This is a genomic window from Limnothrix sp. HT2024 (genome assembly GCF_059138625.1).
On sequence record NZ_CM181121.1, the window covers coordinates 2,527,187 to 2,550,852 of the forward strand.

At 56.1% G+C, this 23,666-nt stretch carries 18 protein-coding genes; 9 read left to right on the forward strand and 9 right to left on the reverse strand.

What is annotated here, in order from left to right:
- Positions 1-12: 12 nt before the first annotated feature.
- Both AC2IAX_RS10070 and gloB read right to left on the reverse strand, forming a co-directional pair.
- A complete protein-coding gene (locus AC2IAX_RS10070) occupies positions 13-816 on the reverse strand; it encodes a response regulator transcription factor (RefSeq protein ID WP_494387394.1) in 804 nt (267 codons plus the stop codon).
- Between the two features lie 366 nt (positions 817-1,182).
- Positions 1,183-1,965, reverse strand: a complete 783-nt coding sequence (gloB, locus tag AC2IAX_RS10075) for a hydroxyacylglutathione hydrolase (protein ID WP_494387395.1) — start codon at positions 1,963-1,965, stop codon at positions 1,183-1,185.
- Positions 1,966-2,071: 106 nt separating this feature from the next.
- On the opposite strand from gloB, the gene AC2IAX_RS10080 reads away from it, so the two are divergent.
- From AC2IAX_RS10080 to AC2IAX_RS10095, 4 genes are all read left to right on the forward strand, one after another.
- Positions 2,072-2,272: a hypothetical protein gene (locus tag AC2IAX_RS10080; protein WP_393009972.1), complete on the forward strand. Its 201-nt coding sequence runs from the start codon at positions 2,072-2,074 to the stop codon at positions 2,270-2,272.
- Positions 2,273-2,389: 117 nt separating this feature from the next.
- Complete coding sequence (locus AC2IAX_RS10085) at positions 2,390-3,598, forward strand: glycosyltransferase family 4 protein (RefSeq protein WP_494390350.1); 1,209 nt, start codon at positions 2,390-2,392, stop codon at positions 3,596-3,598.
- A gap of 153 nt (positions 3,599-3,751) precedes the next feature.
- On the forward strand, positions 3,752-3,937 hold the full coding sequence (locus AC2IAX_RS10090; RefSeq protein WP_494387396.1) for a hypothetical protein: 186 nt from the start codon (positions 3,752-3,754) through the stop codon (positions 3,935-3,937).
- Positions 3,938-3,964: 27 nt separating this feature from the next.
- Entirely contained in the window at positions 3,965-6,208 is a 2,244-nt protein-coding gene (locus tag AC2IAX_RS10095) for an ABC transporter ATP-binding protein (RefSeq protein ID WP_494387397.1), read from the forward strand.
- A 96-nt stretch (positions 6,209-6,304) separates the two neighbouring features.
- On the opposite strand, the gene AC2IAX_RS10100 is transcribed toward AC2IAX_RS10095, so the two are convergent.
- Positions 6,305-6,706, reverse strand: a complete 402-nt coding sequence (locus tag AC2IAX_RS10100) for a response regulator (protein WP_099532594.1) — start codon at positions 6,704-6,706, stop codon at positions 6,305-6,307.
- Between the two features lie 150 nt (positions 6,707-6,856).
- Here AC2IAX_RS10100 and AC2IAX_RS10105 point away from each other — a divergent pair, with 150 nt between their 5' ends.
- Positions 6,857-9,367, forward strand: coding sequence for a DNA gyrase/topoisomerase IV subunit A (locus tag AC2IAX_RS10105; protein ID WP_494387398.1), 2,511 nt, complete (start codon positions 6,857-6,859; stop codon positions 9,365-9,367).
- A 74-nt stretch (positions 9,368-9,441) separates the two neighbouring features.
- Here AC2IAX_RS10105 and AC2IAX_RS10110 read toward each other — a convergent pair whose 3' ends face one another.
- The 3 genes from AC2IAX_RS10110 to infC all read right to left on the reverse strand — a co-directional run bounded on the left by AC2IAX_RS10110 (position 9,442) and on the right by infC (position 13,887).
- The gene (locus AC2IAX_RS10110; RefSeq protein WP_393009964.1) at positions 9,442-9,930 is read right to left on the reverse strand and encodes a Crp/Fnr family transcriptional regulator; all 489 of its coding nucleotides are present in this window, start codon (positions 9,928-9,930) and stop codon (positions 9,442-9,444) included.
- Positions 9,931-10,139: 209 nt separating this feature from the next.
- Positions 10,140-13,157: an Npt1/Npt2 family nucleotide transporter gene (locus tag AC2IAX_RS10115; protein WP_494387399.1), complete on the reverse strand. Its 3,018-nt coding sequence runs from the start codon at positions 13,155-13,157 to the stop codon at positions 10,140-10,142.
- A 187-nt stretch (positions 13,158-13,344) separates the two neighbouring features.
- Positions 13,345-13,887 carry a translation initiation factor IF-3 gene (infC, locus tag AC2IAX_RS10120; protein ID WP_494387400.1) on the reverse strand — a complete coding sequence of 181 codons (543 nt, stop codon included), beginning with the start codon at positions 13,885-13,887 and terminating at the stop codon, positions 13,345-13,347.
- A gap of 481 nt (positions 13,888-14,368) precedes the next feature.
- On the opposite strand from infC, the gene AC2IAX_RS10125 reads away from it, so the two are divergent.
- Together AC2IAX_RS10125 and AC2IAX_RS10130 are read left to right on the forward strand one after the other, a co-directional pair.
- Positions 14,369-15,346, forward strand: a complete 978-nt coding sequence (locus tag AC2IAX_RS10125) for an alpha/beta fold hydrolase (RefSeq protein WP_494387401.1) — start codon at positions 14,369-14,371, stop codon at positions 15,344-15,346.
- 118 nt (positions 15,347-15,464) lie between these two features.
- Positions 15,465-16,481, forward strand: coding sequence for a sulfate/molybdate ABC transporter ATP-binding protein (locus tag AC2IAX_RS10130; protein ID WP_494387402.1), 1,017 nt, complete (start codon positions 15,465-15,467; stop codon positions 16,479-16,481).
- Between the two features lie 412 nt (positions 16,482-16,893).
- Here AC2IAX_RS10130 and efeB read toward each other — a convergent pair whose 3' ends face one another.
- Positions 16,894-18,141 (reverse strand): iron uptake transporter deferrochelatase/peroxidase subunit, encoded by a 1,248-nt coding sequence (gene efeB, locus AC2IAX_RS10135; RefSeq protein WP_494387403.1) that lies wholly within the window; start codon positions 18,139-18,141, stop codon positions 16,894-16,896.
- A gap of 90 nt (positions 18,142-18,231) precedes the next feature.
- Positions 18,232-19,272: an iron uptake system protein EfeO gene (gene efeO / locus AC2IAX_RS10140; RefSeq protein WP_494387404.1), complete on the reverse strand. Its 1,041-nt coding sequence runs from the start codon at positions 19,270-19,272 to the stop codon at positions 18,232-18,234.
- Between the two features lie 310 nt (positions 19,273-19,582).
- Here efeO and AC2IAX_RS10145 point away from each other — a divergent pair, with 310 nt between their 5' ends.
- Positions 19,583-20,254: a Fe2+-dependent dioxygenase gene (locus tag AC2IAX_RS10145; RefSeq protein ID WP_494387405.1), complete on the forward strand. Its 672-nt coding sequence runs from the start codon at positions 19,583-19,585 to the stop codon at positions 20,252-20,254.
- 670 nt (positions 20,255-20,924) lie between these two features.
- On the forward strand, positions 20,925-22,919 hold the full coding sequence (locus AC2IAX_RS10150; RefSeq protein WP_494387406.1) for an MASE1 domain-containing protein: 1,995 nt from the start codon (positions 20,925-20,927) through the stop codon (positions 22,917-22,919).
- A 78-nt stretch (positions 22,920-22,997) separates the two neighbouring features.
- On the opposite strand, the gene ureG is transcribed toward AC2IAX_RS10150, so the two are convergent.
- The gene (ureG, locus tag AC2IAX_RS10155; RefSeq protein ID WP_494387407.1) at positions 22,998-23,618 is read right to left on the reverse strand and encodes an urease accessory protein UreG; all 621 of its coding nucleotides are present in this window, start codon (positions 23,616-23,618) and stop codon (positions 22,998-23,000) included.
- Positions 23,619-23,666: the final 48 nt, after the last annotated feature.

The following is a 23,666-nucleotide window of genomic DNA, read 5'->3' on the forward strand; positions in this document are numbered from 1 at the left end:
GCGCGATCGCCCCTAGCCCGAGGACACGGACAACATCGATCGGGACAAGGCTCCCCCGCCCGAACCAGCGGGGCCACCCCCCACCGGATTGGGCGGCGGGCCATGGCCATTGGTGGGTTCCCGATGCAGTTCTAACCGCTCCAAATTCAGGCGATAGCCCACATTGCGGACGGTTTGGATGGTGCTGGGTTGGCGCGGATCGGCCTCCAGCTTTTTGCGCAGGGACAACACGTGGGTATCCACCGTGCGCGGATTGTCGATCGACTCGGGCCAAGCCCGCTGCAAAATTTCCGCCCGACTGAGGGGCACACCGCCCGCCTGGGCCAGGGCATAGAGCAGACTAAATTCCTGGGGGGTCAGCTCGATCGACCGCTCAAACAGCCACACCCGCCGCTGAATCAGATCAATCCGCAACACCCCGCAGTCCAGCAGGGCCGGAGCCGATCGCGATCGGCCCCGACGCACCAACGCCTGCACCCGCGCCAAAAATTCCTGCATCCCAAAAGGCTTACGCAGATAGTCATCTGCTCCCGCCCGCAGGGCCGCCACCGCATCCGCCTCGCCCGATCGCGCCGAAATCATCAGCACCATCGGCTGCTGAACCCGTTGCAACCAGGCACAGAACTCCAAACCATCTCCATCGGGCAAATCGGGATCCAGCACAACCAACATTGGCCGTTGGGCCTGGGCCACGTCCCGTGCTTGCTGAAGCGTTGCTGACGGACAAACCACGTAGCCCAGTTGTTGTAAGTGCCACCCCAACAACGAGCGTAGGTGTGGATTCGTCTCAATAATCTGAATGCTAATAGGAGCCACAGGCTTGATTCAACTCGTTGTTGCCCAATGCGGCAGCAGATTCGAGAATTACCCCGTAGCCTAGCAAGGATTTTTTGGACTATTTGTAGCCGAAACTACGCAGATTTAAACTTCATCGCTAATTCGCCTTTTCCAGGAGCGTTGTTAGAGAATCGATCATCCCTCTTAATGATCAAAATGATGGCTCAATTGCCCATCTCAAAACCACTTGCACCATTGATAGCAATTGATAGCAATGGTCATCTTGGTTGATGCCGGGGTCAAATTGATTCAAGGGTTACCAATTTTCATGCCCCTTGGAGGATCAAAGGAGCAACCTGGATTTTCGATGGGGAGAGGCGACATCTTGACGGCATCTTGATATCGCTACCAAAGATCTTTTTTACCCCTCAGACGGGCAAAGGTGCGCACGGGATCATCGGTGGCCATGGCGGCTTGGACGGCAGGACTATCCCAACGCAGAAAAGGATTGGTTTGTTTTTCTTGGCCCAAGCGGAGGGGGACGGTGGGTTGCTGGTGCGATCGCGCGAGGCGGGTTTCCTGGAGGCGCTGTTGCAGCGCGGGGTTTTGGGGTTCGATGGTTTGGGCAAATTCCAGGTTACCCAGGGTGTATTCATGGGCACACCAAATCCGGGTGCTGTCTGGCAGTTGGCGCAGTTGGTCGATCGACTGGAGCATTTCGGCCGGTGTGCCCTCAAAGAGGCGACCGCAACCGGCCCCAAAAATCACATCCCCGGAAAATAAATCGCCCCAACCGTCGCTGTCGGGGCCGTTGGCGGGGGCAAAGTAATAGGCCACATGGGCGCGGGTGTGGCCGGGCACAAAGAACACTTGGGCGGTGCGATCGGCAAAGAGAATTGTTTCACCCCCTTCCAAAAACACCTGTTGCGCGGGAATTCGCCCCCGATCGCGCGCGCCCCCATAGACCACCAGTTCAGGAAAGGCCTGCAACAGGGCCGGTGTGCCACCCACATGATCGCGGTGGTGATGGGTGTTAAAAATTGTGGTGAGGCGGCAGTTGAGGGCTGCCAGCCGATCGAGCACCGGTTGGGCTTCCGCCGGATCGACCACGGCGGCCTCTTGACGAGCGCGATCGACTAACAAAAAGATATAGTTGTCCAACAGAGCCGGAATGCGTTCGACGTACATTGGGGTGCGAAATAGAATTAACAACAGACCCCCCACCGCGCGAAGAGCGCGCAAGCGGCGAAAATCGCGGCGGATCGGCCTTGCGACCTCTTCGACATCAGCGTCAATGGCGACGAAAGCGACAGAATTCGACCTTCAGCCAATTCTCGATCGCTTAGATGGAGTCGAAGCGATTCCCCGGCAAGATTACCTGAGCCTGGCCAACTGCCTTCTCAGTGATTTTAAGATGACTGACGAGCAGCGGCGGCAAGTGTCCAGGCTTTTTGACCTGGTGAAGTTGGGGCGGGTGCGAATTGTGCATCCATAGGCTGGTCTGGCCATAGATTTGGCCTGGCCGAGCGATCTAAACCGTCAGAACCCTGAAGCAGATTGGCGAATCGGCTGATCTGCGGTGGTTCCTCGCCCTTTTGCTGCTGTGCCGCTGATGTCTGTTTTCTCCAAGTCTCAACCCTCGGCCCAACCGCGCCAAGTCACCATTCTGGTGAGCGATCTGTCCACCAAGGGGGTCGGCCGTTGGGGCGGTGCGGTGCGCACATTTTTGTTGGCCCAAGCACTCGATCGCCTGGGTTATCGAATCCAGATCGTGGGGTCGGTGTTTGGGGAGTTGGGAACATTGCCCGCTCCGCCCCACTGGCAGGTGGTGACCGTGCCGGGTTGCCCCTATCCTGGCTACTTTCGCTCGATCGCCCGGCTTTGGCCGCAAATTACCGGCGATATCATCTATGCCCAAAAGCTGAAGCCCAGCAGCTACGGCTTGGGGCTGCTGAAGGCGATCGCCCATCGGCGGCCGGTGATTGTGGATATTGATGATTGGGAGTTGAGCTGGCACGGGGGCGATCAGTACCGCTATCGGCTGCGGCCGCGCAAATTTCTGCGCGACTTGTTAGGTAAAGATGGGGAACTGCGCCGGCCCGATCATCCCCTCTATCTCCAGGCGATCGAGCCTTGGGCCAGCCAGGCCACGGCGATTACCGTCAATACCTTAGCGTTACAGCAACGGTTCGGTGGGGTTTTGATTCCCAGCGGCAAGGATACGGCCCTGTTTGATCCCGATCGATTCGATCCCGTCGCCGCCCGATCGCACCAAGGCTGGCAAGACTACAAAATTTTGATGTTTCCAGGAGCCACCCGCCCCTACAAAGGCGTTGAAGACTTGTTGGTGGCTTTGGATCAGCTCAACGATCCACAAATTCGGCTGGTGATCGTGGGGGGCAGTCCCTACGATGACTATGACCAGCAACTACAGGCCCGCTGGGGCCGGTGGCTGATCTATTTACCCAAACAACCGGCCTCGGAGATGCCAGCGGTGGTGGCGGCGGCCCACGCAGTGGTGGTTCCCCAACGGGACACCCCGGAAACCCGCGCCCAATTTCCCCTGAAGCTGACGGACGGCATGGCCATGGGCAAGCCGGTCATTGCCACCCGCGTGGGCGATATTCCGCAATTGCTGGGGGATACGGGGCTGTTGGTGGAACCCAGCCAGCCGAGTCAACTGGCCCAAGCCATTCGCCAGGTGTTGGATGATCCGGAACAATCGGGGGCGATCGGGCGGCGGGCCCGGCAGCGCTGCATTGAGCACTACAGCCTGGAAGCCATGGCCACGGGTCTGCACCAAATTCTCGATCGGTGCTAGGGGGTGTCGTCATTTTTCGATGTGATGCTGAAACGGTTGATCTTCCGCGCCCTAATCGTCGTAACAAGATGCTCAAGCCCCTTGTCCCCCACGATCCGCTAACGGCAGATTTAGGGTTTTGGGCGAAATGACGACAGGCCCTAGGGCGGCGGGGTGGGGCTGCTGCGGGTCGGTGGCCAAGAAGCGGTGGTGGTCGCCCCCCATCGGGCCAATGCCCGGCCTAAAATTCAGATGCGCATTTCTCCAGATCCCCGGGGCGATCGCGTCAGGACGTTGCATCAGGTTCTGCCTGATGGGTTCTTGGTGTGGTTTTTGGCCACCGCTGCCTATTTTGGGTAGATCTCGTTCCCTTTCCCTTGTGATCCAATGGCCCGACGCAAATTCCTTTGGCAACTGATTCGGCGCTATCCCCGACAAGCGGCTTGGACCATGATCATGGGCTTCTCGGGGGCCCTGTTCAACGGGGTGAGCACGGCGCTGATTGTGCCAGTGGTGCTGCGCTTTTTGGGCCAAGAAATGGTGCTGTCCGGCGGGCCGCCCATTTTGCGCAAACTTTTTTCGCCCTTTGAGGGGCTGCCGGTGGCCTACCAACCGATCGCCATGGCCGTGGCGGTGGTGGGCACGATCGCCCTCAAAAACCTGGCCACCTACCTCAGCGCCTTGGCCGTCGGAATTTTGCAGCGATCGCTGGCGGCTGACCTGCGCATGAACGCCATTCAGTTACTGCTGGATGTAAATCTCAGCTACTTTGCTCGCACCCGCGTGGGCGACATCAACAACCGCCTGGGGAATGAAATTGGGCGGGTTTCGGCCACGGTGGCCAATTTGCTGCAATTGGTGGCCACGGTGGTTTCGATCCTGGTGATGGTGGGGCTGTTGCTGCTGCTGTCTTGGCAACTGACGGTGGTGGCCACGGTGTTGTTTACGGGGGTGGTGTGGATTAATCAGCTCTATGTCAACCAATCCCGCCAACTGGGGAAGGATGTGTCCCAAACCTCCAAGGACTATTCCGTGGCCCTGTTGGAGATTTTGGGCGGGATGCGGTTGGTGCGATCGGCTGCCATGGAGGCGCGGGAGTTCGATCGAATGCTGCGGCTAACCAAGGCTCGGGAGGCGGCGGAGTTTAAATCCCAGGCCAACTCGATCGCGATCGCCCCGGTCACGGAAGTGGTGAGCGTGGTGATGTTGATGGCGATCGTTGGTATCAGTCGCTGGCTGTTTGCGGATCAGCTCAGTGCCCTGTCCACGGTGCTGCTAACCTATCTGACACTGCTGTTTCGGCTGTTGCCCCTGGTGGCCCAGCTCAACCGGTTGCGGGGCCAGTTGGCCAACACGGCCGCCAGTGTGGATGTGGTGGAAGACTTTTTGCGATCGAGCAACAAGACCTTTTTGGCCAATGGTTCCACCCCCTTCACGGGACTGCACCAGGACATTCGGTTTGAAAATCTCAGCTTTGCCTACGAAGGCAGCAGCGAGCTGACACTCCAAGACATCACCCTCACCTTGCCCCGGGGCACAACCTTGGCCCTGGTGGGCAGTTCCGGAGCTGGGAAATCAACCCTCGTGGAGTTAGTGCCCCGGTTTGCCGACCCAACGGCGGGGCGGATCCTCATTGATGGTCAAGACTTACGCAGCTTTGATGTGCGATCGCTCCGGCGATCCTTGGGCATTGTCAGCCAAGAAACCTTTTTGTTTAACGACACCATCCGCAACAACATCGCCTACCCGATGCCCACGGCCACCGATGAGGAGGTGATTGCCGCCGCCAAATTGGCCAACGCCATGGAATTTATTGAGCGAATGCCGCGCGGCCTGGAAACCACCATTGGCGATCGGGGCGTGATGTTGTCGGGGGGGCAACGGCAGCGGCTGGCGATCGCCCGGGCCTTGCTACAAAATCCCCCAGTTTTGATTTTGGATGAGGCCACCAGCGCCCTGGATACGGTGTCCGAGCGGTTGGTACAGGAGGCGATCGAAACCCTCAGCCGCGATCGCACCGTGATCGCCATTGCCCACCGCCTCTCAACCGTGCAGCGGGCCAACCAAATCGCTGTCCTGGACAAGGGGCGCGTGGTGGAAGTGGGCAACCATGCGGAACTGCTGGCCAAGGGCGGAGCCTACGCCAAGCTCTACACCATGCAGTTTGGCAATGCCCGGGTGCAGCAACCGATGGCCACCGCCAGCGAAACCTTCAACCGCACCTCCTACGAAATTCGCACCCGGCTCAACATCACCGTCGGCTCCCTGCAATTGCTGGTGGATGACTTGGTGGACAGCAACGAGGAACGCCAAGAACTCCTGCGCGAATCCTATCGATCGGCCATTCGGATGTTGAGCACCATGGAGTTGTTTGAAGACGCGCTGCAAGTTCAGCGATCGTTCTACAGCGACTCAGGAGGTGGGGGCATGGATCGCTATGAAACCTTCGCCCAAATTTCCTATCAGGTGCGATCGCGCCTCAGCGAAATTATTGGAGCCCTGCGGCTCATTTTGGATGACTTGACCGATGATCCCGAAGAAGACGAACGGATTTTGAACGATACCTACGCCGCCGCTCTGGAAATTTTGAACATTCTCGAATCCCTGGAAGCCACGGGCAATCAGGCTTAGGGGCCGATCGGGCAATGGGCCACCCTCCCAACGGAAGATGGCCCAAACAGCAATTGGCGGCCCGTGAACTATCTCTCCAGCCCTCGATCGCCCGCCCTAAGCATCCGTGGGCAGCAGGCTGACGATTTTGTCCACAAAGGCTTGGTGATCCACCACGGGCTTGGAAATGTAGTCATCCGCACCACTTTCGGACAGGAAGTTTTCCCGATCGCCTTCCATGGCGTGGGCCGTCACCAAAATGATGGGCAGCTTGGCCGTGGCCGGATCCCCCTTCAGCATTTGGGTGATTTTAATGCCATCAACCGATTTGCCCTCATAGGTGCTGTGGGCCAAGGAAACGTCCATCAAGATGATGTCCGCTTCGCCCGCCCGGGCAATCTTCACGACCTCTTCCACATCTTCTGTGTGCTGCACGGCCAGGCCGCCCCGCTTGGTCAAAATTTTGGAGAAGACGCGTGCATTAATTGGGTCGTCTTCAACGATCAAAACCGTTTTCATCGAGCAAGTTGCGCCAAACGCGAGGCTGTCTAGTTGTTATGCTATGCCTCATTGCTCTTTCCGTGCAAGCGACTGCTGATTAATCCTCGTCTTTCTTGCGATTTTTAATTTCGCTCACCCCTTGGCCGTTTTTTGGACTGGACTCGCCTGATGACCGCGCAACTCAACCTTCTTGGCTCTGGGCAAATCATTCCGACTTCGCTGCATGGGGAAATGCAGCGATCGTATTTGGAATACGCCATGAGTACGATCGTCGGCCGGGCCCTGCCGGATGCGCGGGATGGCCTCAAACCGGTGCATCGACGGATTCTGTACGCGATGCATGAGTTGGGATTAACGCCCGATCGCCCCTTTCGCAAATGTGCCCGGGTGGTGGGGGATGTGTTGGGGAAATATCACCCCCACGGAGACAAGGCGGTTTATGACGCACTGGTGCGGATGGTGCAGAGCTTTTCCATGCGCTATCCCCTGTTGCAGGGCCATGGCAATTTTGGCTCGATCGACGATGATCCGCCGGCTGCCATGCGCTACACGGAAACTCGATTGGCGGAAATTGCCCAGGTTTCAGCCCTGGCGAACCTGAGCGAGGCCACCGTTAACTTTGCACCCAATTTCGACAGTTCCCAACAGGAGCCGGTGGTGTTGCCGGTGCAGTTGCCCCTGCTGTTGCTGAATGGCTGTTCGGGCATTGCCGTGGGCATGGCCACCAATATTCCCCCGCACCACCTGGGCGAGTTGGTGGATGGGTTGGTGGCGCTGATCGATCGCCCGGACTTAACCGATGCGCAACTGTGGAAACTGATTCCGGGCCCCGACTTCCCCACCGGGGGCGAAATTATCGGCACCAAGGGCATTGAGGATGCCTATCGCACCGGCAAGGGCAGCATTGTCCTGCGGGGGGTGACCCATGTGGAGGAAATTCCCGGCGGGCGGGGTCGCCAAAAACGGACGGCGATCGTGGTGACGGAATTGCCCTACCAAACCAACAAGGCCAGTTGGCTAGAAAAAATGGCCGAGTTGGTGAACCTGGGCAAGCTAACGGGCATCAGCGACTTGCGGGATGAGAGCGATCGCGACGGAATTCGGGTCGTCATTGAACTGAAGCGGGAGGCGGAGCCAGCGGCGGTTTTAAAGCAGCTTTATCGCCAAACGGATTTGCAGTCCACCTTTGGCATGATTCTGCTGGCCATTGTCGATCGCCAGCCCCAGCAGTTGAGCCTGAAGCAGGCCCTCCAAGTCTTCTTGGCGTTCCGGGAAGAAACCCTGACCAAGCAATTGACGGCCGATCGCGAGCAAGTGGCCGATCGACTGGAGTTGGTGGAAGGGTTAGTCCTGGCCCTGGATCATTTGGATGAAACGATCGAGATTTTGCGGTTTGCCCCGGACGGAACCACCGCCCAAGCCCAGTTGGCCGTGCGGCTGGGCATGAGCGATTCCCAGGCCCAGGCGGTGTTGGGAATGCCCATGCGGCGACTGACGGGACTGGAGCGCCAAAAACTGTTGGAGGAGCGGGAAACCCTGCGATCGCGCCTAGCAGAGCTGTCGAATTTGCTGGCCGATCGACAAGAACGGCTGAAATTTCTGAAAAAAGACCTGCGATCGTTCAAAAAGAAATTTGCTGATCCGCGCCGCACCCGAATTTTGGATGAAGCGACGGTGCAGGCGACCACGGAATCGCCAGCGGTGGCAGCTCCCACGGCTCCAGAACCGGCCATTGTGGAACTGAGCGATCGGGGTTATGTGCGGCGGGTTCCGCCCAAGCGACGGCGCAGCGAACCCACGCCGGGCGAGCTGACGGAACGGGACGAGGCCGCCGTGCAGACCTTTAATACGCAAACCGATCGAGAACTGCTAGTGCTCACCCGATCGGGCAAGGCCTATAGCCTGCGGGTGGGCGACATTCCCCCGATCAGCAAAAAAGCGCCCCGAGGATTGCCCCTGGTTACGCTGCTGCCGGAATCAGCCCGATCGACCGCCCTGCAAAGTGCGGATGACTCGGTGGCAGCCCTGGCCCGGGAAATTGTGGCCGTGTTGTCGTTGGACTTTGCCGATCATCCCCATCCGCCCCAGGATTTGATTGTGCTCACTCAGCAAGGGCGGGTGAAGCGCTTGGCCCTGGGGGAATTTGAGCGAATTACCGGGCGGGGCCTGGTGGCCCTGAAGCTGAAGGAGGGGGATCAGTTGGTGGCTACCGCCTTGGGATCCGAGGGCGATCGGCTGGTGGTGGCCACTTCCATGGGCCGAGGGATGATTTTGCCCCTGGACGCGGTTACCCTGCCGGTCAGCAATCGCAACACCCAAGGAGCCTTGGCCACGAAGGTGAGTCGATCGGAACGGTTGTTGGGCTGTTGCACCTTAAGCCCGGGGCAAACCCTGGCCCTGATCACCGAGCGGGGCTATGGCAAGCAACTGCGAGTGGATCGCCTGCGCCTGAATGGATTGGGCGAAGCGGGCAGCAATTTCCTGACCCTGGCTCGGGGCGATCGGCTGGTGGCCATGGCTCCGGTAGCCGATCGCGGCCTCTGGTGGATCAGTACCAACACGGGTCGATCGGGCGGTTTGGCTTGGGCCGATTTCCCGGTCTTGGGCCGCGAAGATCAGGGCGATCGATTGGTGAAGCTGGCCAGCACTGAGGCGATCACAGGGGCGATCACCCTCTAGGACAGGATCTGACTGGGCGATTTGTGGGGGCTAGGGTTCGGCTGGCGACTCCAATCAGGTCTAAATCCTAGGCCCTAGCTGTTTTGGGAATTGGACGGCAAGAGGGTTGATCCGGATCCCTTACCGTCCAAGTCGCGACTGGCATTCAGTTTTTGATTCAGCTCCCGAATCCGACGGGAGAGCAGCCGAATCACATTCACCGCAATATCGGGGGTTTCGTCGATCGCGTCGTAGAGCTGCTGTTGGGTCAGCATCAAACATTCACAGGGTTCGATCGTGGTGACGGAGGCCGATCGGGGTTCCGCATCAAACAGCGACATTTCCCCAAAAAAGGATCCTTTCCCCAGATGGGCCAAATCTCGATCGTTCAGATGCACTCGCACCCGTCCCGACACCACAATGTAGAGCGATCGCCCTTCTTGCCCCTGCGTGAAGATCGTTTGCTTGGCAGAAAACGATAACTCATCCATGCAGGAAGCCAACCGCACGAGGAACTCGTCGCGCAGTTCTTTAAAAATCGGGACTTCGCGGATAAAGAGCAGGCGATCGACGCTAGTGAGCATGAGCGGCTAGGCGCGGTGGGTCAGGCAACAGGCCCCAGGCGGTCAATGACTCAAAGCTGGTTGATGCACCGCGAGGGCAAGGCTGGGGGTGAAACGACATGATGAAAGCTCAACACCCCGCTATCTTATCCCGCTTTGTGGGAGTGGCGAGTGCTGGGCTGGGGGTTCTTCGCGGGCAGAGTTCAATCGACTCGGAACCACCCCAGCCCCTAGACCGGGCCCGAGGCCTCGGCGGACTTGGTGGGCAGGGCCACGCCCAACCCCTGGGCCAGATGTTGCACCTGGGCTAACACCAGGCGATCGGGATCATGCACCATCCGGGGCAAAATCTCCGCCAACATCCGCTGAGAAGCCAACTCCAAATAGGCTAGCACCGCTTCCCGCACAAAGCCGCGTGGGTGACGCAAACAGGCCAGGGTTTGATCCGTGGTCAGGCTCCAGCGCAAAGACCGCGCCACATGGAAGCAACAGGCCAAGGGCCAATCGGACAGGAAGTAGCGCAAATCTAAAAGCCGCCGCACCCGATCGCGCGGGGCCATCGGTTGGTAATGCATCAGCTCATTCACCGCCGCCAGCCGATCGCGATCGTTCGCCGAGTCAAAAATTCCCAACACCGCCCGCTTACTGGGAATATCCAGCGTATTATCCAAAATCTCTAAGCCCCGAGCCACGGACTCCCGCGACCCCGATCGCAAATTGAAGGAAGCCGCTTGAATCGACCCGATCGGGTAGAGAAACTTCATCAAGGAAAAGAGCCGTTCATGGGCATCCTGGATCGAATCGCGCAGGGACTGGCGCAGCAAATCTGCCTCCCGCCCCGTGAGGGACGCTTCCGACAAATCCACCAGCGCCGCCGCCAATTGCCCCACGTAGCGCAACTCCTGGTCGATCGCCATTTCCACCCCACTTCGCCCAATCCGCCGCAACACACCCTCAATCCCCGCATCATCGGGCAGCTTCAGCAGGGTACGCATAATCGTTTGGCGGGTGGCTCCCCAGGACACCAACAACCGCGACACCAAAATATCCAAGGCTTCCGAGGTGCTAATGCGCCCGATCGCCCCCCAGGCCTGCATCCGCATCAGATCCGGCTTATGGCAGTCCTCCGCCATCTCCAACAGCATCGGCAACACCTCATGCTCCAGCTTGGTCAACCCGCGCAGGGCCGATTCCCGGGTGCTCTTGTAATTTAGCCCCCGCAACAGGGCCGGGTAGTAGTCTTCCAGCCGGGCCGAGGCAATCACTTCCAGCAGGGCGCAACGCACCTCCACCGATGAATCTTGAAGCAAATCCGGCACATACAACCGCAGGGCCTGGAGATAGGCCGCCTCGCCCAAGGCCCGACAACCCATCACCCGCTCTCGCACATCACCGCTGGTGAGCATTCGGCGCAAACTGTTGGTGGCTTCCGCCTTCTGGCTCGCGGATCCTCGGCGCATAATCAACGAGGCCGCTGTGCCCCGCACCATGGGATCCACCTCGGGCCGCAGGTAGGGCTGCAAATGGCGCACATCCTGATCGGATTCCGTAATCCAGACGTAGCGCAGGGCCGCCGCCAGCACCTCCGGCGGTGGTTGCTGCACAATCAGGGCCCGCACTTGCGCGAGATAGTCCGTTTGGGGCCGCTCCAGCATCACTTCCAAACATTGCTTTTGCAGCACGGGCGGAAACCCGGTCAGCAGGGGGGCGAGCACTTCACTGGCCCGCTCGGGGTCAATGCGGCTCAGGAGTTCGATGCACGATCGCTTGTCTTCGGGGGTGGTTCCCGGTTGCACCAGGGCTTCAATCACCGCCTGGCGCAGGGTGGAAGAATCCACATCCATCGTGCCCAGTCGGCCCCGCTCGGCACTGATCACCAACAGGCTGATGTAGCGCGATCGCAACCCCAACACCGCCACCACCCAGAGCACCGCCAAAATGACGATCGCCCCCAGCACAATCCAGCTTTGGGCTTCCAGGTAGTCCGGTGGTAAAAAGTGCTTGCAAACAAACACCGTCCCCAAAATCAGCAGCCCCGCCAGCCCCGTGGAGAGCGACTCAAACACGCCCCGAACCCGGGCTTGGATGCTGCCTCGCACGCTGTCGGGAATGGGCTGGAACAACACCGGGTTGGTACTGGCAAAGAGGGTGTAGCGCAGCAGCTCATCCATGAACTTCAGGCCGATCGCCCCGAGGAACGCGCCCGAAAATCCATGGGACGCGAGCGGAATGCTCAACAGGGCCAACACCCCGGAAATCAGCACCGCCGTGGGCAAAATAGCCGCCGATCGAAACAGGCCAATCCGCTCGATCGCCCGACTGGACACCAGCCATTGGGTCAGCAACTCCGCCAACCCCAACACCCCATTAAACAGGCCCAAAAAACTGGCAATCTCGCTGGCCACGTCGCCCCCAGTGCCCGTGACTGCCGACGTTTTACTTTGCAACTCCAGTCGATCGAAGAACTGAAATTCCACCAGCAAAAACAACACCTGCGCCAGCATGAAAAAAGCCACCAGCCAGCCCGCATAGCTGCGCAGGGGCCCCTGAAGCCGGCGATTAGAATCCGCCTGGGACTCTTCGGTGTAGCGACTGGGGGAATCGGGGAAGGCCTGGCTGTAGGCCCGGCCCAGATAAAACAAAATGCCGCCCCCAAAGGCGATCGTGGCGGCCGCCAACAGCAACACATTCGGCAGCCCCACCCAATCCAACAGCACCGGCAGCGAAAAACCGCTGATCACATCCGCTACTAGCACACCGCTGCTGATGAGGGGATAGGTGCGCTTAATTTCTCGAATGTTAAAAAGCTGGTTGGCGGTGATGGAGGTGTTGATGTCATTGAGCACATAGGTCACATCCAGCCACAGCCGCATCACAAAAACCGTGATCGCCGCCAGGTGCTCAATGCCCAAGCCCGCCCGAAAGGCCACCAGGGGCAGGGCAATCAAAATCGGAATCAAGACGATCGTCTGACGCAGGGGAATAACCTTCTGCATCAGGGAATAGGCAAAGCCCATCAAGGCCCCGATCGCCGCGTTGCCCAAGTAAATGAGCGGCAGACCCACGGCCCCGTAGCGATCGACAAACAGGCCCGCCGTGCTGTTATCCAGCCAACTCAACCCCACGGTGGTGGTGGTATAGAAGGCGAACATCAACCAAGTGCGTTCTCCTTCTTCGGGCCGAAGGTTCAGCCAGCGCAGCACCTGTTGCCATGCGCCGCCTCGGGTTCCCTGATAGTTGGCATCCATGGGCGATCGGTCAGTCAATATGGAGTGGGCGGACGGGCAAGGGGAGAGGGGCGCGCGATCACGCGCCCCCCCACCACACAAGGGTGACAAAACCGTGGATGGCTCGTCAATCTAATGGTCACGGTTGGGCCCAGGGGCCTCCGCGTGCCATCACCCAGTTTTCACCCCTGGCCATCCTGGCCGAAGGTTACTTTTCCCGCTTGGGTGACAGCAGCATCATCATATTGCGGCCTTCCCGCTTCGGTGCTTGCTGCACCTCAGCCACTTCTTGCAGATCCCGCATCATTTGATTGAGCAGGGTTTCTGCCAGGTGGGCGTGTTGAATTTCCCGCCCCCGGAAGGTGATCGTAGCCTTCACTTTGTCACCGGCCTTGAGGAAGCGTTCAGCGGCGCGGATCCGCACTTGGTAATCGTGCGGGTCGATTTTGTAGCGCATCTTGACTTCTTTCACGTCAGCCGTGTGCTGCTTCTTCTTGGCCTCGCGCGCCTTCTTTTCTTGCTCAAACTTATATTTGCCGTAGTCCATGATCCGGCAAACGGGCGGCACGGCCTTGTCACTAATCAGCACGAGGTCTAGTTCCTTTTCCTCGGCCATGCGGCGTGCGTCGTAGGTGGGGATGATTCCAACCTGTGCGCCGTCCGCATCAATCAGGCGCACTTCGGGAAAGCGGATGTTTTCGTTGATGGGGGGAAGATTCGCGGGTTTGCGTTTGTCGATGACTGGTGGCATTGGTGAAATGGATTCTGGGGTAGCGCGATCGCTGTGAATGGAGCTTTTGAAGTTTATTTAGGCTGGGCCAGCGTTGCTAAGGCGGGAAACAGCCGATCGCATGGGGCGATTGAGGCGATTTGCTTCCGTCTTAGCACGATCGAGCAATCAATTGAATGGTGTCGAACGGTATTGAACCATCCAGCGTCTGGCTGCTGCGGGACAAACTGGGCCCAAAACAACAGGGACTGCCACCTATTTTACTCTGTGCCAGGGGTGGATGGGATGAGGGACTTTTCGGGCGATCACACCTTGGAAATAGGCGGTTTGATCGGCTAAGGTGCAGCTAAGGATGTCAATAAATTCGCAAGATTTCTTAGTATTTGATCCAGGCAACTTAATCAGGCAACTTAATCACGATGGCCCTTGTGATCCAGTGCCTCGATCGAGGCCATTCGATCATCGAGGCCGCTCGATCAAAAGTATTCGGCCAAAGTACCCAATGAACGCAACTCCACTGGCCACAACCGACCAGCAACCCCCAGTCCCTCAACTCCCGGCGCGATCGTGGGTCGATCGCGTGGGCGATCGGCGTGATTGGGTTTGGCGCGGCTGGTCAACCCGCTACAGTTTCCTGCCCGGGCCGGCGGTGAATGGGGGGCCGCCCATTTTGTTGCTGCATGGGTTTGGGGCCTCGATCGGCTATTGGCGCTCCAACATGGAAGCCCTGGCCACCCACCACCCGGTTTATGCCCTCGATTTGGTGGGCTTTGGCGCATCCTGCAAACCTTCGGTGGCCTACGATGCGTACTTTTGGGCGGAACAGGTGCGGGATTTTTGGCAAACCTTCATCGGGGTTCCGGCGGTGGTGGTGGGCAACTCGATCGGCTCGGCCATTGCCCTCACGGTGGCGGAATGCTACCCCGAAATGGTTTGTGGGGCCGTGGCGATTAGCTTGCCCGATCCATCCATGCGCGAGGAAATTATTCCCAGGGCCCTGCGCCCGCTGGTGCTCGGGCTGGAGGCTTTGGTGGCTTCTCCCTGGCTGTTGCAGGCTGTTTTTTATGGGGTGCGTCGGCCAGCCGTGGTGCGGCGCTGGGCTGGCTTGGCTTGGGGAGATCCCGGGGCGATCGATCCGGAGTTGGTGGAAATTTTGACAGAACCGGCCCGCGATCGGGGGGCGGCCCGCACCTTTGCCCAAATCATTCGCGCCATGGCCAGCAGCCGGTTTTCGCCCCCCATTCGGCGGGTGTTGAACCACATCCAAATTCCGGTGCTCCTGTTGTGGGGAACGCGCGATCGACTGATTCCCTTTGCCCTGTCCCAACAATTTGTCGGTTGTTCACCGCGTTTGGAGTTTGTGCCGATCGAGGGAGCAGGCCATTGTCCCCACGATGAAGCGCCCGATCGGGTGAATGCCCTCTTGCGCCAATGGCTCGATCGACTGGGGCGATCGGCCGATGCCACGGGAGAAAACTAGGCTGCGAACCAGACAAAACCCCGGTAACACGACCGAGAAAGCGGGGTTTATGCAATCGATCGGCGACCTATCCATTGCATAATGGGGGTCAACCTTTCGCATCGGGAGCAGCGGCATCGTGGGCATCGTCGTAGAAAACGTCACCAAACGCTTTGGCGATTTCCTGGCCGTCGATAACGTCAGCCTTAGCTTAGAGTCCGGTTCGCTAGTGGCCCTGTTGGGTGCGTCGGGGTCTGGGAAATCAACCTTGCTGCGGTTGATTGCCGGTCTCGAAAAGCCAGACAGCGGGCGCATTTGGCTCACCGGCAAAGATGCCACCGACCAAACCGTACAAGAACGCAACATCGGCTTTGTGTTTCAGCACTACGCCCTGTTTAAGCACATGACCGTGCGCCAAAACATTGGCTTTGGGTTGGAGTTACAAAAGACCGATCGCGCCAAGGTGCGCCAGCGGGTAGATGAGCTGCTGGAGTTGGTGCAGCTTTCGGGGTTGGGCGATCGCTACCCCTCCCAACTGTCCGGCGGCCAACGGCAACGGGTGGCCCTGGCGCGGGCGTTGGCTGTGGAACCGAAGGTGTTGCTGTTGGATGAACCCTTTGGGGCATTGGATGCCAGGGTGCGCAAGGATTTACGGGCCTGGTTGCGGCGTTTGCACGATGAAGTGCATGTGACCACGGTTTTTGTGACCCACGACCAAGAGGAAGCGATGGAAGTGGCCGATGAAATCGTGATTGTGAATCATGGGCGCATTGAACAAATTGGTTCGCCCGCTGAAATTTACGATCGCCCCGCCACGCCTTTTGTGATGAAGTTCATTGGGCCGGTGAACATTCTGCCCAGCGATTCCCAAATCTTCCAAGCCCATGGCATTGCTTCCACGGAGCCGGAAATTTTCTTGCGACCCCATGATGTGGTGATTGAGCTAACACCGGACAGGGCCACGGCTCCGGCCCGGATTAGTCGGCTGGTGCATTTGGGTTGGGAAATTCAGGCGGAATTGGTGTTGGATGATGGGCAGGTGATGACGGCCCATCTAACACGGGAACGATTTGATGAATTAGATCTTTCGCCCCAGCAACGGGTTTACGTCAAGCCCAAAGGAGCGAAGGCGTTTCCGCTGCATTATTCGATCTAGCTCAGTCCAATTCGGTCTGAATCAACCTGCTTAATTCATTCGATTGATTGATTGATTCAATTGATCGATTGATTCGCTCAATTGGTTGAGTCAATGCGCCTTAAAGGATGTCTGAAAAGCCAAAATTGCTACCCTGTACGCCCCAGGGATCGACGGAGACAAGGGGCTTAAGCCCCTTGCCCCCACAACTATTGGTGTTTGGCACAGGCCAAAAGATACTTTTCAGACATCCTCTTAGGGCTTGTCGGCATTTTTCAAGGTGATGCTAGAACGGTTGATCTTCTGTGTCCTAACCGTCGTAACAAGATGCTTAAGCCCCTTGTCCCTCACGATCCGCTAACGGCAGATCTAGGGTTTCGGGTTAAACGACGACAGGCCCTAAGCTGTGCCGTCTAAATTACACCGATCGCAATTACACCGATCGCAACAGGGACTGGCCCAAGTAACTGTCGCGATCGGCCACGCCGGGAAGGGCAAAAAAGTAGCCACCCCCGATCGGCTTAATGTATTCCTCCAAGGGTTCACCATTCAATCGATTTTGGATGGCTTCAAAGCCCGTTTTCACATCCTGTTGAAAGGCCAAAAAGAGCAAGCCCATGTCCAACTGGCCAGCGCGATCGATGTCGCGAGAGTAGTGGAATCCCTTGCGTAAAATTTGATGTTCTCCCATGCCGGGATTGCGCGGATTTGCCAATCGAATATGGGAGTCGAGGGGAATGGCTTTGCCAGCCCGTTGATAATTCGGAATATCTTCCTCGTGGCGATAACCCAAGGGAGCGCCGCTACTGCGCGATCGTCCCATCACCGCCTCTTGCTCGTCCAAGGGAGTTCGATCCCAAAACTCCACAAACATCCGAATAATTCGCACCACATGATAGGAACCGCCGACCGTCCAGGCCGGTTCTTGGTTGTTCTGAGTCACCCACACCAACCGGTTCATTACCGCCTCATCCTTCGGGTTCGGATTCACCGTGCCGTCCTTGAAACCCAACAGGTTGCGAACGGTGGTACGGCGGGGATGGGGATCGCGATCGGGCTGCTGGAAACCGGCCATTTGCCAGCGCAAAACCACCAACCCCGACAATTGCTTCAGGATGTCGCGCAGGGCGTGGATGTTGGTTTCTTCGTGGTTGGCGCAAAACTGCAAGAGCAAGTCGCCATGGCAAAGCTGGGGATCGAGGCGATCGTTCGGGAAATTGGGCATTTCCGTCAAATGACGGGGTTTGGCGGCGGCTAGACCATAGCGCTGGTCAAACAGAGAAGCCCCCACGGAAACAGTGACCGTGAGCCGATCGGCGGGAAATTCGTCGCCCAAAATGCCGGAGCCGCTGGGGGGATAACGCTGATCCAAGGGTTTCAGGGCCCCCCCGGCCATCAAGTAGGCAATTCGATCGGTCAGGGTTTGAAACAGTTGGGTCAGCTCCTGGCGATCGCGCGCGGTCACGTCCAGAGCCACCACCAGGGCAGCGGCTACATCCGGTGTCGCGATGCCCGGTTGGTGGGGGCCCCAAAAGGGAATCGCCTCCGTCAGGGCAGCGGCCTGGGAGCGATCGCCCCACCAGCGCTGACCTTGCCACAGGCCCAAGCCTGCACCAACGGCGACCGCCAATCCCCGTCCCAGGAGTTGCCGCCGACTCCAGGAAAAGCGTGGTTTTACCATGAATATGTCCTCTGAGTGTCTCCTCAAAAACGATGTCTGGCCCGTTGGTATAGCAAGCAGTGGCGGGGATGGGATAACGGTTAGTTAGCCCTAAACGCCGATTACGCCCCGTAGTTTGGAAATGTTTTCCGCAAGCTTGGCCAAATCTGCCTGGAGGCGCTTTTTGTCGGCGGCCGAAAGTTTGTCGTAGGTCATGAAGTCGCCATTGGGCAGCTTATATTTCTCCAACACCTGATTCACGGCCGCAAAATCCCGATCGACCCGTTGCAACACCGTGGGCTGAATTCGCTGCACCATGGGCCGCACCAAATCCACCACTTTTTGGGAACCTTCCAAGTTGGCGCGGAATGACCAAAAATCCAGACGGCTGTAGCGATCTTCCTCGCCGGTAATTTTGCCCAGGGAGACTTCTTCAATCAGTTCCGAAGCCCCCCGAACCATATCCCTCGGCTCAATTTCTAAGGAAGCGACACAGGTTTTCAGACCCTCAAGATCCGTCATCAGCTTGCGGGCAAAGGGTTCATAACCTTTGGTGGTGTTGTATTTAAACAGCCCCATTTCAATGCGGTGGAAGCCGGTGAATGCGGGGTCGTCTTCCCCCTTAAAGTCATCCACCCGCGCATCGATCGCCCCATCCAGGGCCGCAAAGGACGAGGCGATCGGCTCAATTCGTTCCCAACCCAACCGCGATGAGCCATACACCGCTTTCGCACCCGCCACATCTCCGGCAATTACCCGATCGGTAAACACCTTCGTATCGGTCACCAGGCGATCGACCTCTTGCACCACATAGGTCTTGTAATCGGCCACCGCCTTCTGCAACTCCTCTGGCTTAATGGCCGGGTTCGGCGTGGCCGGAGCGCTGCTGTCTTCGGATCCTTCGCCCCCTTCACCGCCTTCGCCCCCTTCGCCGCCTTCACCGCCAGCGCCCCGCCGACAGGGATCCAGTTCCGAAGCCACCGCCCCCGGCGAGGCTGTGGCGGAAGCTACGGGAGATTCAGCCCCAGGTGAGGCCGCTCCCTGGGTTGAGACCGCTGCATTTTGCTGAGGTGCAACCGCACAACCCGTGGGACTCAGGGCGGTTAATAGATATGCACCAATGCCAACCCAAAGTTTTGTTTTATTTTTCATGGCTGCTGAAGTCTGATGGCTAAAGATCCGATGGCCAGGGGCAACGGTTGCATGGCGGAGGTTGCTGAGGCGCACCGATTGGCCCCTCCAGAAATTGGAGCGGAGGTCAAAAATTGCGAATTACTTGCAAGAGTATAACAGGTGCTTGTCCCGCTTCCTGGAGCCAAGCCAGAGCAGTCGTGATCGGGAAAATGCTGATATTTCTTGAATTTAACCGTTTTTGCAGTCAACCATACTCAAGGAACTTGAGCTGCTTAATGCCAAACCGTAGTAATTTTTCTAAGAAAACGATCTGCAATTAAAAAGACTAATGATTATTTCTATTGCTAATGTGCTGAGCGTGGAGGAACTGGCCACCATTGAGGCGCAACTGGCAGGCGCAACATTTATTGACGGCCAGGCCACCGCTGGCTGGCACGCCAAGCTCGTGAAGCACAACACCCAACTGGCCGGCACAGACCCCGCCTTTGGCCCCTTGCGAACGTTGGTACAACAGGCCCTATGGCGCAATCCGTTGTTTCAAATGGCAGCGCTACCCAAGGCGATCGGCCCCATTTTGTTCAGTCGCTACGAAACCGGCATGGCCTACGGCAGCCATGTGGACAATGCCTTCATGGGCAGCGATCCCAAGATTCGATCGGACTTGTCCCTCACCCTGTTTTTGCGATCGCCCGACACCTACGGCGGTGGCGAATTGGTGATTGAAACCACCAATGGCGAAGAAACCTTCAAGCTCGCAGCCGGAGCCATGGTGCTCTATCCCTCCTCCACCCTGCACCGCGTTGAAGCGATCGAGCAGGGTGTGCGGCTGGTGGCCGTCACTTGGATCCAAAGTCTCGTCAAAGATCCCGCCGAACGAGAGCTGCTTTTTGATCTGGACACCGCCCGCCAATCACTATTTGCCAAAACCGGCAAAACGCCCGAGTTTGACCTGATTGCCAAAACCCACGCCAACCTGCTGCGGAAATGGGGAGACCTTTAGCCACAAGCCCCCAGCAAGCCATGAGCCTGAACCTTATGGCCGGGTTCGGTCTAAGCGCCCAGGGGCAAGCCTGGATCGATCGATTCCAGAGGCTGGCTGGCTCGATCGGGCAGTGACATGCTGAAATTCCGTTGAGGTCAAATGGATTGACATTAATTTTTATATAGAAATTTAAACAGATCGTAAGATTATTAGTTTTTCAAATTCAGGAAATCACGCTTAATATTTTGTTCGTTTAATGCCATCTAAATCACCAGTCTAGTCAAATTCCCCTCACCTGTTGTCTATTACATAGCATCAAATTGCAATTCAAATGATTCGTGAAGCAACAGCCAAAAACAACCAAAAAGCACAGAAATCGATTCATTCATACAAATAACAATACGAAATTAAAATTCAGGGATTCTATTAATTAACAAAAAATAATTGATCAATAAAGGCTTGAACTTCATATAAACATTTTAAAAACTTTAACAATTATTCAACGGTTGCTAAAAAATGGACTGATTGGAATTTGTCTGAAGCTTAGACTACCAAAAGGCTCCTATTTAGGCTAATTAATGGGAACAACACCTGATTTGTCTGCATTTCCACAAATTTGCTGAATACTTTCACGACTTTTTCATAGATCGACGTAATACTCAATAGCTCGATCGTCCACTGGAAATCTATGGAACAGATCACCAACGTCATCACAGTTCGCAAATCCCTGGCGTGGCTGCAAAGGTTTCACTTCGGGCCAATCTTGGCAACCGCCTTGGTTTACGATGCCCTGGCAGAGCTGTCCCGGGCCGTCGCTTCCACGCCAAACTCGGTCACCCCAGTTTGGCCGCCGGATGGATTCGCCGTTGGCATTGTCTTGCTCTGTGGCAAAAGCGTGCTTCCCGGCATTTTTTTGGGATCCTTAGGGGCCAATATTCAAGCCTTTTGGGGCGATCGTAATCTGATCACCTTGCTGTTATCCACCGTGGCCGTACTGGGTATTGCCGCAGGTACCACTGCGGGCACTCAATTAGGAACCGATTTATTTAAACAGTCAACCCGCAGTCGATATCCATTTAGCCAAGTTTCTGACACCATTCGGTTTTTGGTTTACGCAGGATTGCTGGGCCCCATCGTCAACGCAACAATGGGCGTAGGCATGTTAGCTGCTGCTGGGAAAATTGATTTTTTTGAAAATGCTCTCAGCACTTGGTTAACTTGGTGGATTTCCAACGTTGCCGGTATTTTTATTTTGACACCACTCATTTTGAGTGGATATCGCTACCTAAAACTGAATCAACTGAGTTATCGTAACTTACCGAAACTGATTTTTCATATTTTGAACCGTAAGATCGTAACTCCATATTCTTTGAAAGGTGTTTTATCACGATTGGGAATTAAGGCAATTCCGAGCAAAGAAATTGAATTTCTATTTTTGACTTCAAGTGTTTTCTTCATCAGTCTTTCTGCTTTTTGGAATGGACAATCCATCGCCTATATATTAATTCCCTTATTAATTTGGGCTGTTTTTCGATTTGGAGATTTGGGCGCTAATCTCACAGCTTTCTTGATTTCTTTGATGGCTATTTTAGGCACGGTGCGCGGGTTGGGCAGTTTTGCCAGCCCTCACTTGAATCAGTCGTTGATGGGTTTGCAGTCCTTTATAGTGGTGGTGGTTTTTACGTCGCTAATTTTGACGGCAACTTTGGCTGAGCAAAACACTGCCAAGGTGAAGCTGGATCGAGCATTCGCAGATTTAAAGGTTGCTAATCATGTTTTAGAGCATCAGGCCAAAACATTAATTCAGCAAAATCGAACCTTAGAGCAAACTCTTGAGGAGTTGAAGTTCACTCAAGCCCAAATGGTGCAAAGTGAAAAAATGTCTGCACTGGGAAATTTAATCGCTGGGGTTGCCCATGAAATTAATAACCCGATCGGCTTCTTGAATGGCAGCATTGAAAATGCTGAAGAATATGCCAATTATCTATTGGAGCATATCCGACTTTACCAGCAGCAATACCCTGAACCTGGCAGGGATATTGTTGAACATGCTGAGGATATCGATTTAGAGTTTTTAGAGGAAGATTTTCCTAAGTTGTTTGAATCCATGCACAATGCCACAGGGCGTGTGACTGGAATTAGTAAAAGTTTGCGAGCATTCACGCGATCGGACACCGATCAAAAAGTTAGGGCCCAACTAACGGAAAATTTGGACAGCACGATTCTAATTTTAAAATATCGCCTAAAGGCGACTAACCATCGCTCTGAAATCCGGGTGGTTCGTAATTATGAGAATTCGCCTGAGATTTACTGCTTTCCGGGGCAGATGAATCAGGTATTTATGAATATTTTGGCCAATGCCATTGACGCGATCGACGAGTCCGCCATGGAGCAGAGCCTTGAAAATTTACCAACCCACTCCTATCAAATTACCGTAACCACAAAGTTAGAAACTAATCAGATTGTGATTAGCATTGCTGACAATGCTAAAGGAATGGATGAGGCAACGATCGCTCGGGTTTTTGATCACCTCTTCACAACCAAGGGCGTGAACCAAGGCACAGGGATTGGCCTATCGATCGCTCGAGAAATTGTGGTGACCAAACATGGCGGGTCGATCGATGTGCAATCTCAACTCAATCAAGGGACTGAGTTTTTGATTCGTTTGCCTATTGATTCATGATTAACCCATGGATTAACCTATTGATCAATCATGAATTAAAGTCAGGCAATTAATCGGCTTTGATTATTCAAATATTCCCTAGGAAACCGGGGGCAACTGCTGTTCAATAAAGCCAATAATTTCGGGCAACCCATGGCCCGTTTTCAGATTGCTGAAAAGAAAAGGACGATCGCCCCGCATTTTTTGGGCATCCCGTTCCATGATGGCTAAGTCAGCACCCACATGGGGAGCTAAATCGATTTTATTAATCACCAAGAGATCAGATTTGGTGATGCCCGGCCCCCCTTTGCGGGGAATTTTGTCACCGGCTGCCACATCAATCACGTAAATCGTTAAATCAACTAACTCTGGGCTGAAAGTGGCAGCCAAGTTATCTCCCCCACTTTCAACAAAGGTGATTTGAATAGGGCGATCGCCCTGCACAAATTTAGCCTCTAACTGCTCGATCGCCACCAGATTAATGGAGGCATCTTCTCGGATAGCCGTGTGGGGGCAACCGCCCGTTTCCACACCCACAATTCGATCGGGTGAAAGGGCGGCGCTCCGAACTAAAAACTGTGCATCCTCTTGGGTGTAAATATCATTGGTCACCACCGCCAAACTATATTGATCGCGCAATTTTTTGCAAAGGGCATCAACCAATGCTGTTTTTCCAGAACCGACTGGTCCAGCCACCCCAATTCGTAATTGACTAGTCATAGTAATGGGTCACCCATGAAATCGTAAGATGAGCTTGTAGCCCACGGG